The sequence below is a fragment of the Terrabacter sp. RAF57 genome (assembly GCF_052113925.1).
GTDB lineage: Bacteria > Actinomycetota > Actinomycetes > Actinomycetales > Dermatophilaceae > Terrabacter.
Genome location: NZ_JBFRDT010000001.1, coordinates 17,179 through 29,615 on the forward strand (window position 1 = coordinate 17,179; position 12,437 = coordinate 29,615).

Sequence of the window (12,437 nt, forward strand, 5' to 3'; positions counted from 1 at the left end):
TAGCCATTCCCGTCGGTGTGCGCCAGAGGTCGGGCGCACCGGTTTCGCCCCGGCTCACGGACCGCACTAGCCGGTCGAGCACCTGCGTTAGCGTGGCGACGTGGACGAGCCGACGACGACGCGGACCCCCGGCCGCGAGCGCCTGCTCGCCGCCGCCTCCCGGCTCTTCTACCGCGAGGGCATCAAGGGCGTCGGCGTCGATCGCATCCTCGAGGAGGCCGGCGTCACCCGCGCCACGATGTACCGCCACTTCGCCGGCAAGGAGGCGCTCGTCGTGGCCTACCTCGAGTCCGAGGACGCCACGCTGCGCGGCTACTTCGCCGACGCCGAGGCCGACGGCGGCACCCCGACGGAGCTGCTCGGCCGGATCATCGACACCATCGCGCTCGACATCACGAGCTATCACACGCGCGGCTGCCCCTTCGTCAACGCGGCGGCGGAGTTCCCCGACGCCGACAGCGCGGTGCGGCGCATCGTCACCGCACACCGGACCTGGCTCCGACAGTCCCTGTCCGAGCTGGCCCGCGCCGCAGGGCTGCCCGACCCCGAGGCCTCGGCGGCGGCGCTCGTCCTGCTCCGCGACGCCGCGCTCGTCGGGGGTTATCTCGACGGGGTCGAGGTCACGGCCCCGGCGTTCGTCGCGACGGCGCGTCAGGTCGCCGGGCTCGACGCCTGAGGGTCCGGCTCAGTCGCCGGCGCGGGCGAGCGCCACGGTCTTGGGCACGACGAGACGCCAGGCGTCGATGACGATCTCGCGCATCCGGTCGACGTCGAGCGCGTCGAGGCGCACCTCGACCCAGTTGAAGCGGAGGTCGGACCGGCGCGGCATGAGGAAGACGTCGGGCTCGCTCGCGACGAGCACGTCGCGCTCCTCCTTGGGGAAGGCGAACCCCATCTGCGTCTCGTCGGCGGAGAACGCGAGCCACACGATCTTGCCGACACGGAACTTCACGCGGTCGCGGACGAGCACCTCGTACGAACGGGGGAGCCGCTCGGCCACGCGCCGCACGTCGTCGATGGTCACGGGCACCCCTCCACCCTGCCATGCACGCCGGAGCGACACGCCGTCCGAAGCCTCTGACTCCGAGGGACCGCTCGCTCCCCTACCCCCCTCGCCCGGCACCCGGCCCGGCACCCCGCCCGACCCCTTCCGCGGACGCACGCGACGGCATACCCTGCCCCTGTCGCGACCTCGACGGCCCCCGGGCCGGGCGGGCTGAAACGTCGACTCCCTGACACACCGACAAGGAGACGACGTATGCCGTCCAACCCCACCCCGCCCACCGTCCCGCAACGCCTGCTCGCCTTCCTCGACCGCCTCGGCGCCGAGCTCGACCGCCGCGGCGACGCCGTCGCCCTGCTCGGTCTGGGCTCGGTCGGTCGCGACCTGCACCGCCTCGACGAGCACTCCGACGCGGACTTCTTCGTCGTCGTCGACGACGCGGCCACCCGCGACCGCTACATCGCCGACATCGACTGGCTCGAGGCCGCGCACCCGGTCGTGTGGTCGTTCGAGAACAGCGACCTCGGCCGCAAGGCGCTCCTCGAGGGCGACCTCTTCGCCGAGTACGCCGTCTTCGCCCTCGCCGACATGGCGACCGCCGGCTACCCGCCGGGCCGCATCCACTGGAGCCGCGCCGACGCACCCGCCGGCCTCGAGGTCCCCACGGCCCCACTGCCGCAGCCGCCCTCGCTCGAGCACGAGGTCGGCGAGGCCATCACCAACCTCTACGTCGGGCTGCACCGCGACCTGCGCGGCGAGCGCCTGACCGCGACCCGCTTCATCCAGGGGTATGCCGTCGACCGCTGGGTCACGGTGCTCGGCCACCTGGGGCTCGGGCACGGCGCGCAGCAGGATGTCTTCGTCGTCGACCGCGGTGTCGAGCGTCGCTTCGGCCCGGACCTGCTGCCGCTGGCCGACCTCGTGCCCGGCTACGAGCGCAACGTCCACGCGGCGACCACGCTCCTGCGCCTGCTCGAGGCCCACGTCGAGCTGGACCCGACGATCGTCGCGGCCGTCCGCGACCTCATCACCCGGTCGGCGGCCGACGCTCAGTCCCGGGCGGGCTCGAGCTCGAGCTCGTAGACGAGCAGGGTCAGCGTGGCGATCGGTGACCAGTCGCGCTCGGGGGCGCGGGTGAAGCCGAAGCGCTCGTAGACGCGGTGGGCGGCGTGCATCATCGGCTGGGTCGAGAGCACGACGCGGCGCCGTCCGAGGGCCCGCGACCGGTCGATGCACTCGCGGACGAGGGCCGTCCCGATGCCACGGCCGCGGCCCTCGGGCGCGACGGCGAGCGTGCGGAACTCGGCCTCACCCTCGCGCGCGACGTCGGCGAACGGGCCGGGAGCTCCGACGAAGGCCACGCCGCCGAGGACCGTGCCCGCGTCGTCGACCGCCACGAGGACGTCGGCGTGCTCGGCCCGACGCCCGACATCGCGGAGCACGGCGAGGTAGGGGTCCGCGTCGCCGTAGTCGAGCAGCCCGTCGTCGAGGTAGGCCGCGGCCGTCAGCTCGCCGAGCCGTTCGTAGTCGTCCGGGCGCACTGCCCGGATCGTGAAGCCGTCCATGCGCGCCAGTGTCGCAGCCGCGGGCCGACCGTCGTCCGAGATGTCTCCCATGTGACCGGCAGGGGGCACCCAGCCGGTTCGCAGAAACCGCACCTACGTTCCGAGACGGCTCGAGCGAGCCACCTCGGGGGCTACAGGGAAGGGGCAGCATGCGCACACACACCACGCGCACCAGGACCGTCGTGGGGGTCGGGCTCGCCGCGAGCGCCCTCGCGCTCGGCACGACCTTCGCCGCCGGGTCGGCGGCGTCGGCCGCCGGCACGGACGGCAGCGACATCGTCTACACCGTCCACCCACTGACGAAGCAGTTCTCCACGGGCACGAAGCCGGGCGCGCTGCCGACACCGTCGCAGTGCGTGGCCAGGATCGGGCTCGCCTGTTACACGCCGGCCCTCATCCGGAAGGCGTACGACATCCCCGACGGGTGGACCGGCAAGGGACAGCGCATCGTCGTCGTCGACGCCTACGGCAGCCCGACGGTCCGTGCGGACCTCGACGTCTTCAGCCAGACGTTCGGCCTGCCCAAGGCCGACCTCAACGTCTACTACCCCGGAGGTGCTCCGCAGACGAGCACGGCCCACCGGGGCCAGCCACTCAGCTGGGCGGGGGAGACGAGCCTCGACGTCCAGTGGGCACACGCCATCGCACCCGACGCGACGATCAACCTCGTCGTCGCGCCGAACAACTACGGCAACGCGCTCAACGTCGCCGTGAAGTACGCCGTCGACCACGACCTCGGCGACGTCCTGTCGATGAGCTACGGCGCCGACGAGGCCGCGATCAAGGGCAAGGGCAACAACCTCCAGCTCCAGCAGTCGCACGCGAACTTCGCGGCGGCCGCCGCCAAGGGGATCTCGCTCTTCGCCTCCTCGGGGGACGACGGCGCCTCGAACGGCGGCCCGGCCCTCGCGGCCGGCTACCCGGCCTCCGACCCGCTCGTCACGGCGGTCGGCGGCACGAACCTCTTCGCGAGCGACACCGGCGCCTACCAGGGCGAGACGGTGTGGGGCGACGAGGCGTCGTGCGCCGTGCACCAGCCGTTCGGCTGCATGCTCGGCCCGATCGGCGCGACGGGCGGCGCCCCGAGCACGGTCTTCCCGGTGCCCGCCTACCAGGCCGGCGTCAACGGCAACGCGATGCGCACGACGTCGGACGTGTCCTACAACGCATCGGTCTACACGTCGGTCTTCGTCTACGAGGGCTTCAACGCCAACCCGGACGACAACGGTTTCTACTTCTACGGCGGCACGAGCTCCGGCTCGCCGCAGTGGGCCGCGATCGGCGCCCTCGCCGACCAGCAGGCCGGTCACCGTCTGGGCGCCCTCAACCCGGCGCTCTACGCGATCGGCACCGGGGCGACGCACGCGCTCGCCTTCCACGACGTGACGTCGGGCAACAACGCCTGGCACGGGCCAGGCCTCGACGCGAAGGTCGGCTACGACGACCCGACGGGCCTCGGCTCACCGGACGTCTCGAACCTCGTGGGGCAGCTCATCCACTGACCTGTCCCCTCCAATCCCGTCAGATCACGTATGCCGTGTCGTGGCCACCCAGCACCCCGCTGGGTGGCCACGGCCGTCAGGGCCTCGTGGCGGCCTGCTCCACGAGCTTGGTGAACCGGGCGGAGTAGTGCGTGAACCCGCCGGCGTGACTTGCATCGTCGAAGGTGACCGTGGTCGCGCCGGCCCGGGCAGCCATGTAGCGCTGCAGCGCCGGGTCGATGACCCGGTCGGCGCCGGAGACGGCATACCAGGACGGGATGGTGGGCCAGGCCACGTCTCCGGAGGGCGCGAACAGGATGCTGAGGTCCGTGGGCGTCTGGGCACGGTCCAGGGTGGCTGCGAGCCGGGGGCTCAGGTCCTGTGCGAAGTCGTCGCGGAAGCTCGTCGACGTGATCGTCGCGCGACCTGCGCTGTCGAAGGTGAGGTGACCGGGCGCGAGGAACGCGGCCGGCGCGTAGCCCGCACCCAGTCCGATGATGCTCTCCCCGGCCGCGGGGACGAACGCTGCCGTGTAGACCAGCGCGGTCACGTCGCCGCGCCCGGCAGTCGCGTCGGAGATGACGAACCCGCCGTAGGAGTGCCCGACCACGACCTTGGGACCGGCGACCGCGTCCAATGCCGCCCTGACGGTCGCGATGTCGGCGACCGTGCCGGAAAGTGGCAGTGACACTGCGACCGTGCGGTAGCCGTCCTTCCCCAGGGCGGACGAGACCTCGTCCCACGAGGACGCACCCGCGAAGGCGCCGTGCACCAGCACGATGGTCGGCCGCGTCGAGACGGATCGCGGCGACTCGGAAGAGGTCGGGGCGGCCAGGGCCGGGGAACCGGCGAGGAGGGCGACGAGCGCGGCGAGAACGGCCACCACGACACCGGTCAGCCAGGAGGACCGCTGGACGTTCCCGGCACTGCGTCTGCTCCTCGTCCGGGCGGTCTCTCGGAGGTGGTCGGGCGGCGCAGCTGTCGGTGGGGTGGTCTCGGTGCCGGACCGGTTGCCGTACATGTGGTTCTCCTCGGGCTCGGATGCTCAGGTCGTGGTGATGAGGCCGCCGTCGATGGCGACGTCGGCTCCGGTGATGTTTCCGGCGACGTCGCTGGCCAGGAAGGCGACCAGGTTGGCCACCTCGCCGGGCCGGGTGAAGCGACCGGTGGCGGACTCACGGGCCGCTGCGGCGGCGACGGCGGAGGGGTCCGTGCCCTGCCGTGCGGACACCGCGGCAGCGACACCTCCGGCGCCGAGCCACAGGTCGGTGGACACCGGCCCGGGGCTCACGGTGTTGACCCGGATCCCCTTCGGGCCCAGCTCCTTCGAGAGGGACTTGCAGAAGCTGCGCAAGGCCGCCTTGGCCGCGCTGTAGTCGATGACGCCCGGGTCGGCGAGGACGGCGTTGACCGAGCTCGTGCAGACGATGGCACCCCGGCCACGAGCCAGCATCATCGGCAGGGCGGCGCGGGTGGTGCGCACTGCGGCCATGAGGTTGAGCGTGTAGCTGGTGGCCCACTGGTCGTCCGTCACGGCGGCGAAGCCGTCCAGGCGCGGGGTCACCGCTCCGACGTTGTTGACGAGGACGTCGAGACGCCCGTGTCCGGCTGCGGCGTCGACGAGATGGGCCACCCCGTCCGGTTGACCGAGGTCGACGGCGACGTAGTCCACCGTTCCCGTGCGAGTCAGCGCCTCGAGCTCGGGCGAGCTCTCGCGCGCGCCGGCCACCACGGTGACTCCCTCGTCGGCCAGCACCTGCGTGATGGCGAGCCCGATCCCCTTGCTCGCGCCGGTGACGATGGCGACCTGCCCGGCCAGCCCCAGATCCATGGTCAGAGTCCCTGCTCGCGCAGCCACGCCAGCACGGCCTCGGCGATCTCGCTCCATCCGTTGTCGATCGTCAGCGAATGGCCCCGACCCTCGAACTGACGCAGCTCGGTGACAGCGGTGGAGTGACGGTACTGCTTCAGCGTCGATCGGGTGACGGCGTCGGGCACCGTGTGGTCCTCCAGCCCGGAGATGAGCAGGAGCGGTCCGCGCGTGGTGTTGCGAGTGTCGACCTCGGCCTCGGAGTGGAGCGAGAAGTTGGCGGCCGCCGCCTGGTACAGGGGCTTCGCGGGGGAGGGGATGCTCCACCGCTCGTAGAGGGCGTCCGACTCCTCCTCGCTCACGGCGTTGCCGAAGCCGTAGCGGAACTCCTTCCCCGTCAGCGAGACCGCCCGGTTGCGGTTGGCCGGGTTGCCCAGTGCGGGCAGTCCGGCGCGCAGCTGGGCGAGCGGCAGCGGCAGGACGCCCTTGATCTGCGCAGGGTCGATGGCGACTGCTGCGGCCGCCTTCCCCTGGCCGAGCAGCTTCTCGGCGATCAGGCCGCCGAACGAGTGGCCGATGACGACGGGCGGCTCCGAGGAGCCGTCGCAGAGGGACGCGTAGTGGTCCGTCACGTCGTCGATGCCCAGCCCGGCGACGGCCTCCGGCTGCTCTCGCGCCTCGGACACGGTCTCGGGCTCGTGGGGCCACCCGGGCGCGGAGGGCGAGTAGCCCGACCGCGCGAAGAGCTCGACCCACGGGGTCCAGCTGGTGCTGTGGAGCCACAGTCCGTGGATGAAGACGACGGGGCGCGGGGCTGGCTGCATGAGGGTGCCTCCGAAAGAGATGCGGGCTGGGCGACCTCCTGGCCGTCCACGGGGTGTCGCAGGGGACGGCGACGGTTCCGAGTCTTGTCGCAGCCGTCGCCACACGTCCAAGACCCGTTCCGAACGGATCGATAGCCGCGAGATCCCCTCCGGCAGCGGCCGGCTCGATAGCGTGGGCGACGGAGACCGACACCCCGCTACGCCCATCCAGTCCACGGCCTCCACGGAGGCGTCGGCATGGACCTGGAGCTTCGACTGGTGCGCTACTTCGTGGCGGTCGCCGACGAGCTGCACTTCGGTCGTGCAGCGGCACGGCTCTACGTGAGCCAGCCGGCCCTCTCCAAGCAGATCCGCAAGCTCGAGGACCAGCTCGGCGAGCCCCTCTTCGTGCGGGACAGCCGGCATGTGACCCTGACGACGCGAGGGGAGCGGTTCCTCGTGGACGCCCGTCGGCTCCTGGCGCTGGCGGACTCGATGTCCGCACGGACCCGACCCGAGGGGGTGAGCATCGCCCATGTGTTCGAGCTGTCCACGAGCCAGGTCGTCGCCGACGCCTTCAGGCTCGCCGAGCCGGGGATCCCCCTGCGAGAGCACGCCATGGACAGCGTCACCCAGCTCAACGCGCTCCTGCAGGGCCGGCTCGACGTCGCCATCCTGCGCGTCACGCCGCGGATGAAGGTCGCACACCCCACCGGCTGGCGCCACCGGCTCCTGCGCCTCGAACCCCTCGTGCTCGTGGGCCGACACGAGGATGGGCACCAGGGGCGGGTGTCGTTCGGCGAACGGCCGTTGCACGTCTTCGGGGACCCGCCCAGCTCCGGAACCTACAACGCGCACGGTCAGTACCTGACCGCCCTGGAGCAACGACTCGGTCTCACGATGCAGTGGCTCGGAACACCGGGCGCCTTCAGTCACTGCCTCTCGCACGTTCGATGGGCACCCGACAGCATCCACTACCTCGAGTTCCTCAGCTACGCGGAGAAGTACGTCGCCGAGGGGCTGCACATGTCCTGGCCCGACGAGATCCAGCCGTACTATCCGTGGTCGCTCGCCTGGCGCGCGGACGACGTGGACGCGACGACGACTCGTCTCATCGAGGTCTCGGTCGGCGCGGCCGAGGACCTCGGCTGGCTGGCCTCAGGGCGGGACGGCAGACACGCCCCTGCCTGGTTGCCGGAGGACGACCCTGCCTGGGCGGAGGTCCTCACAGCCGACCCGGGCGGGCACGGGACGGGTCCGGCGACGGGCGCGGCAGCGGAGATGGCGCCGGGCCCCTGACCCAGATCCCGGACCCAGGTCTCCTCCCAGACGCGGACCTCCGTCTGCCGTGCTGCGGCTTGCGCCGTTCTTGCGGAGTTCTTGCCGGTGTGTCCGACGGTGTCTTGCACCACGACGACGAGAGTTCGCGACATGAACTCGGTCATCGTCGACGGAGCAGCCTCCCTGGCTGCGGCTTGGCCCCTCGCTCTTCTCACCATCCTCGTCGGCTCCCTCTTCGCCACGGCCTACGTCCGCGTCGGGCGGCCGACGGGCGCCGGGCCGCGTTGGGACGACGCCGGCCCGGGCCGGGCCTGCCGCGCGGCCGGACACAGCTACCTCAAGCGCGAGACCGGATGGTGCTGCTCGCAGTGCGGTGACGAGATCGCCGAGCAGACGTACGTCCCGCAGGTCGCCGGGGCGGTCGGCGGCGCCTGAGCGCACGCGTCCAGCGGTGCGCGCCCTCGTCAGTGGTGCACGCTGCACGACGCACTCATCGTCCGAGCGCGCACCCCTGAGTGCAGCCCGCACCGGTGAGCGGGTGACCCGGTGCGTCAGGCGGCGAGACGCCAGGCGAGGACGCCGAAGAGCACACCGAGCGAGTTCGTCGCCCAGTGCATGCCGACGCTCGCGAAGAGGCTGCCGCTGCGCCGGCGCAGCTCGCCGGCGAGGACTCCACCGAGCGCCGTGAAGAGCACGGTGCCGCCGACGACGGCGGCCTTGGCGAAGGGGCCCAGCCCGGACACGGCGGAGCCGATCGCCTCGTTGCCGGTGGCCGAGGCCATGGCGGGGAAGATGTGCCAGAGGCCGAAGAGCAGGGACGACCCGGCGAGCACCTGCCACATCCGGGCGTGCCGGGAGAGGAAGCCCCAGAGCACGGAGCGGAAGGCGACCTCCTCGAGCAGGATCGTGCCGACGGGGATCATGACGAAGGCCGTGAGCAGCGCACCGGCCGGGGGCAGGTGGTAGCGCGCGTCGAGGAAGGCCGTGCGCGTCATCGGGAGCAGGATGCCGACGAGGTAGACGAGCCCGACGACCGCGATGACGCCGAGTCCCCAGCGGATGCCGCGGGCGTGGGTGTGCCGCGCGAGGCCCAGCTGGTGCCAGGACAGGCCCTGCCACCGGGCGAACGCCAGAAGGGCGACGGCACCGACCGGGCCGAGCCACATCGTGTCCCAGCCGAGCACGTGGTTGGCCACGTTGACGCCGGCGAGGGCGAAGACGACGGCCACCGTGGCGGCCAGCCGGGCGCGACGACCGCGGGCGATGAGCGCCAGTCGACGCCGCCGCACCGGGTCGTGACCACGGTCGTGCAGCGCCTCGGGAGAAGTCTTGACGACGCCGTCGGTCGGGGATGCGACGGCGGAAACGGGGCTCACGACTGGGCTTCTCATTGCCTCGATTTTCGCACGTCAACCTGTGCGAGACCTGTGCTGAAACGGGCCGGCGACACCGCCCGCCACCCGGTTCACAGGCGCCCCAGACGACCCCACGGCCACGTCCGGCGCCGGAGAGCGCGTCAGACATCCCGTCAGACATCCCGGGGCGTTTACCGACACGTCGGCGCCCCTGTCGCTCTATCGTCTCCGCATGACGACATCGCCGGTACAGGGGCCGGTGCTGGCGAGGGTGCGTCCGGACGCGTGGCGACGCGTCCGCTACGGACTCCTCGTGGCCTGCTTCGTGCTGCTCGGGTGCGGCCTCCTGCTCGGCTCGGCTCCCTCGTCCCTCGCTGACCTCCGTGAGGGTGTCGTGTCCGGCCGCATCGCGGAGGTGCACGTGTCAGGGGGACTGCCCCCGGGCGCGACCGGATACGCGACGGTGACGCTGGCGTGGCGCGAGGGCGGCCTGGGCCGGTACGCCGAGGTCGTCGAGGCGAGCGACCCCGCGGCCACGTCGCCGAGCGAGGTCGGCGGTCGAGAGGTCGTGACGGCGGACGTCGCACAGACGCTCCGCGCACTCGACCCGGGCGTGCGCATCGTGGCCGAGACGTGGTCCGACCCCGGGCAGAAGCTCGCCGGATGGCGGGTGCCCGGGTGGCTGCCCGGGGTCGGGTTCGTGCTCTGGCTCGCCACCGTCGCCCTGGTCGGGAACGGCGCGCAGCCGTGGTGGGCCACCCGCTGGGCCTGGTTCTGGGCGCTCTTCTCCCCGGCGGCGGTCGTGGCCGTCCCGCTCTTCCTGCTCGTCTCGGGCCCGCCGCCCGGGGTTGCCGAGACCCGTCCGACCGGACGGCGGCTCACCGGCGGGTGGGCCTTCATCCTCATCTTCCTCACGGCGCCCGCCGCCTGGACCGCGCTCGGCGGCCGCTGAGCGGAGGCCTCAGCGGCGCCGCTCGACGAGGCCGCGGACGTACTCGGCCTGACCGAGGTGCTTGACCGCGTCGTCGAGGACGGAGACCAGGCGCACCGCCACCGTGACCGGCGGGTCCCAGCGGTCGTCGACGACGCGGGCGTATGCCGTGTCGTCGAGCTCCTCGACGAGCGCGACGGTGCGCTCGTGCACCGCGGCGTGGTAGGCCGCGAAGAGGGCCGGGTCGGCGACGGTGAAGCGGCCCACGTCGGCCGAGGACATGCTCCAGCCGTGGGTGTCCGCCCGGTAGGGCAGCCCGAAGCGCTCGACCCAGCCGTCGCCCGTCCACACCGACTCACTCGCGTCGGTCAGCTGCGCCACCTGGTCGTCCTGCTGGCGCGCGAGGTGCCAGACGAGCCACGCGATGTGGTTCGCGTCGGCGTCGGGGCGCCAGAGCAGCTCGTCGATGGAGAGGCCGTCGACGACCTCTGGCAGGCCGTCTCGGATGCGGCCGAAGCCGTCGAGCATCAGGTCGCGTGCGATGTCAGTCGTCATGTCGTCCACCTAACCAGCATGCATCCGACGCCGACACAGCATCCGGCCGTGCCGGCACCACGCGGATCCGGATCCCTTGCACCAGAGACGCGCCCGACGAAACGGACCTTTGCCACCCGATGTATCTGGACGGCCTGTCCGGTCTCTGAACCCCCGCGCCCACCACACGCAACGACGCCGGGCGCCCCGACCCAGGAGACCAGCAATGACGACCACCCTCACCCCCACCGCCCGACGGGCCACGAGCCTCGCCGGACTCTGCGACGGTGCGGTCCACCTCCCCGGCGACCCCGGCTACGACGCGGCACGGATGCCGTGGAACGTCGCGCTCGACCAGCGTCCGGCCGGCGTCGCGCTGCCCCGCACCGTCTCGGACGTCCAGGCCGTCGTCCGCGCGGCCGCGGCCGCCGGCCTTCGGGTCGCCCCCCAGAGCACCGGCCACAATGCCGGCCCGCTCGTCGGGCGCGGTCTCGAGGACGTCGTCCTCGTCCGCACCGAACGGATGCGCGGGGTCAGCATCGACGCGACCCGCCGCATCGCCCGCGTCGAGGGCGGTGCCCTGTGGATCGACGCGACCGAGCCCGCGGCCGACCAGCGGCTCGCGGCCCTGCACGGCAGCTCACCGGACGTCGGCATCGCCGGCTACAGCCTCGGTGGCGGCATCGGCTGGTACGCCCGCAAGCTCGGCCTCGCCTCCAACAGCCTCACGGCCGTCGAGCTCGTCACCGCCGACGGCGAGCACGTGCGCGCCGACGCGACGCAGAACGTCGAGCTCTTCTGGGCCCTGCGCGGCGGCGGCGGCAACTTCGGTGTCGTCACGGCGCTCGAGTTCCGCCTCTACCCGATCGAGACGGCGTATGCCGGCATGCTCGTCTGGGACCGCGACCAGGCCGAGCGCGTGCTGCGTCGCTGGGCCGACTGGGCGCCCGAGGCCCCCGACGCCGTGACGACGTCGTTTCGCTTCCTCGACCTCCCGCCGCTGCCGGCGATCCCCGAGCCGTTGCGCGGCCGGTCCCTCGTCGTCATCGACGGGGCGGTGCTCGGCTGCGACGCGGAGGCCCGCGGGGTCCTCGGGATGCTGCGCGGCCTCGGTCCCGAGATCGACACCTTCGACCGCGTCCCGGCCCGGTCGCTGACCCGGCTGCACATGGACCCCGAGGGCCCGACGCCCGCCGTCTCGGACGGGACGCTCATCGGCGAGCTCGGCGACGCGACGATCGACACCCTCCTCGAGCACGTCGGCCCCGGCTCGACGTCGTCGCTGCTCTCGACCGAGCTGCGCCAGCTCGGCGGCGCCCTGGGCCGTGCGCCCGAGGGCCTCGGCGCCCTCGCGACGATCGACGCGGCATACGCCGTCTTCGCCGTCGCGATCGCGGCGACGCCGGAGCTCGCGATGCAGGGACAGCTCGACGCCCACGCGCTCACCGGCTCCCTCGAGCCGTGGTCGACGGGCCGCAGCTACCTCAACTTCGCCGAGAACGAGGTCGATGCCCGCACGGGCTACACGGAGTCGGCGTGGCTGCAGCTCAAGGGGATCCGGTCTGCCTACGACCCCGACGACCGATTCCTCGCCAACCACCGCGTCGCCCGCCTCTTCGAGGACGGTGCGGTCACCGAGTGACGACGCGAGTGACGACGCGTTCGAGGTGATCG

14 protein-coding genes are annotated in these 12,437 nt (G+C 72.4%); 7 read left to right on the plus strand and 7 right to left on the minus strand.

The genetic code is table 11. From position 1 onward, the window contains the following. Nucleotides 1-100 precede the first annotated feature (100 nt). The gene (locus AB4Y83_RS00085) at nucleotides 101-676 is read left to right on the plus strand and encodes a TetR/AcrR family transcriptional regulator (RefSeq protein ID WP_442295646.1); all 576 of its coding nucleotides are present in this window, start codon (nucleotides 101-103) and stop codon (nucleotides 674-676) included. Between the two features lie 9 nt (nucleotides 677-685). Here the strand turns inward: AB4Y83_RS00085 and AB4Y83_RS00090 are convergent, their stop codons facing one another. Continuing rightward, nucleotides 686-1,030, minus strand: a complete 345-nt coding sequence (locus AB4Y83_RS00090; RefSeq protein WP_442295647.1) for an MmcQ/YjbR family DNA-binding protein — start codon at nucleotides 1,028-1,030, stop codon at nucleotides 686-688. Between the two features lie 228 nt (nucleotides 1,031-1,258). On the opposite strand from AB4Y83_RS00090, the gene AB4Y83_RS00095 reads away from it, so the two are divergent. Then, nucleotides 1,259-2,086: a hypothetical protein gene (locus tag AB4Y83_RS00095; protein ID WP_442295648.1), complete on the plus strand. Its 828-nt coding sequence runs from the start codon at nucleotides 1,259-1,261 to the stop codon at nucleotides 2,084-2,086. Here the strand turns inward: AB4Y83_RS00095 and AB4Y83_RS00100 are convergent. Then, complete coding sequence (locus AB4Y83_RS00100) at nucleotides 2,053-2,568, minus strand: GNAT family N-acetyltransferase (RefSeq protein WP_442295649.1); 516 nt, start codon at nucleotides 2,566-2,568, stop codon at nucleotides 2,053-2,055. The genes AB4Y83_RS00095 and AB4Y83_RS00100 overlap by 34 nt on opposite strands. A 149-nt stretch (nucleotides 2,569-2,717) precedes the next feature. On the opposite strand from AB4Y83_RS00100, the gene AB4Y83_RS00105 reads away from it, so the two are divergent. Next, nucleotides 2,718-4,070: a S53 family peptidase gene (locus tag AB4Y83_RS00105; protein ID WP_442295650.1), complete on the plus strand. Its 1,353-nt coding sequence runs from the start codon at nucleotides 2,718-2,720 to the stop codon at nucleotides 4,068-4,070. Between the two features lie 76 nt (nucleotides 4,071-4,146). Here the strand turns inward: AB4Y83_RS00105 and AB4Y83_RS00110 are convergent, their stop codons facing one another. The 3 genes from AB4Y83_RS00110 to AB4Y83_RS00120 are packed head-to-tail and all read right to left on the minus strand — an operon-like array spanning nucleotide 4,147 to nucleotide 6,683. Beyond that, entirely contained in the window at nucleotides 4,147-5,070 is a 924-nt protein-coding gene (locus tag AB4Y83_RS00110; RefSeq protein ID WP_442295651.1) for an alpha/beta hydrolase, read from the minus strand. 24 nt (nucleotides 5,071-5,094) lie between these two features. Continuing rightward, nucleotides 5,095-5,880, minus strand: a complete 786-nt coding sequence (locus AB4Y83_RS00115; RefSeq protein ID WP_442274420.1) for an SDR family NAD(P)-dependent oxidoreductase — start codon at nucleotides 5,878-5,880, stop codon at nucleotides 5,095-5,097. Between the two features lie 2 nt (nucleotides 5,881-5,882). Next, the gene (locus tag AB4Y83_RS00120) at nucleotides 5,883-6,683 is read right to left on the minus strand and encodes an alpha/beta hydrolase (RefSeq protein ID WP_442295652.1); all 801 of its coding nucleotides are present in this window, start codon (nucleotides 6,681-6,683) and stop codon (nucleotides 5,883-5,885) included. A 237-nt stretch (nucleotides 6,684-6,920) separates the two neighbouring features. On the opposite strand from AB4Y83_RS00120, the gene AB4Y83_RS00125 reads away from it, so the two are divergent. Then, nucleotides 6,921-7,961 carry a LysR family transcriptional regulator gene (locus AB4Y83_RS00125; protein ID WP_442295653.1) on the plus strand — a complete coding sequence of 347 codons (1,041 nt, stop codon included), beginning with the start codon at nucleotides 6,921-6,923 and terminating at the stop codon, nucleotides 7,959-7,961. A gap of 132 nt (nucleotides 7,962-8,093) precedes the next feature. Beyond that, the gene (locus tag AB4Y83_RS00130; protein ID WP_442295654.1) at nucleotides 8,094-8,378 is read left to right on the plus strand and encodes a hypothetical protein; all 285 of its coding nucleotides are present in this window, start codon (nucleotides 8,094-8,096) and stop codon (nucleotides 8,376-8,378) included. A 116-nt stretch (nucleotides 8,379-8,494) separates the two neighbouring features. Here the strand turns inward: AB4Y83_RS00130 and AB4Y83_RS00135 are convergent, their stop codons facing one another. Further along, a complete protein-coding gene (locus tag AB4Y83_RS00135) occupies nucleotides 8,495-9,319 on the minus strand; it encodes a CPBP family intramembrane glutamic endopeptidase (RefSeq protein ID WP_442295655.1) in 825 nt (274 codons plus the stop codon). A 211-nt stretch (nucleotides 9,320-9,530) separates the two neighbouring features. Here AB4Y83_RS00135 and AB4Y83_RS00140 point away from each other — a divergent pair, with 211 nt between their 5' ends. Next, nucleotides 9,531-10,250 (plus strand): hypothetical protein, encoded by a 720-nt coding sequence (locus AB4Y83_RS00140; RefSeq protein ID WP_442295656.1) that lies wholly within the window; start codon nucleotides 9,531-9,533, stop codon nucleotides 10,248-10,250. A 9-nt stretch (nucleotides 10,251-10,259) separates the two neighbouring features. On the opposite strand, the gene AB4Y83_RS00145 is transcribed toward AB4Y83_RS00140, so the two are convergent. Next, nucleotides 10,260-10,784: a mycothiol transferase gene (locus tag AB4Y83_RS00145; RefSeq protein ID WP_442295657.1), complete on the minus strand. Its 525-nt coding sequence runs from the start codon at nucleotides 10,782-10,784 to the stop codon at nucleotides 10,260-10,262. Nucleotides 10,785-10,989: 205 nt separating this feature from the next. Here AB4Y83_RS00145 and AB4Y83_RS00150 point away from each other — a divergent pair, with 205 nt between their 5' ends. Next, nucleotides 10,990-12,405: an FAD-binding oxidoreductase gene (locus AB4Y83_RS00150; RefSeq protein ID WP_442295658.1), complete on the plus strand. Its 1,416-nt coding sequence runs from the start codon at nucleotides 10,990-10,992 to the stop codon at nucleotides 12,403-12,405. Nucleotides 12,406-12,437: the final 32 nt, after the last annotated feature.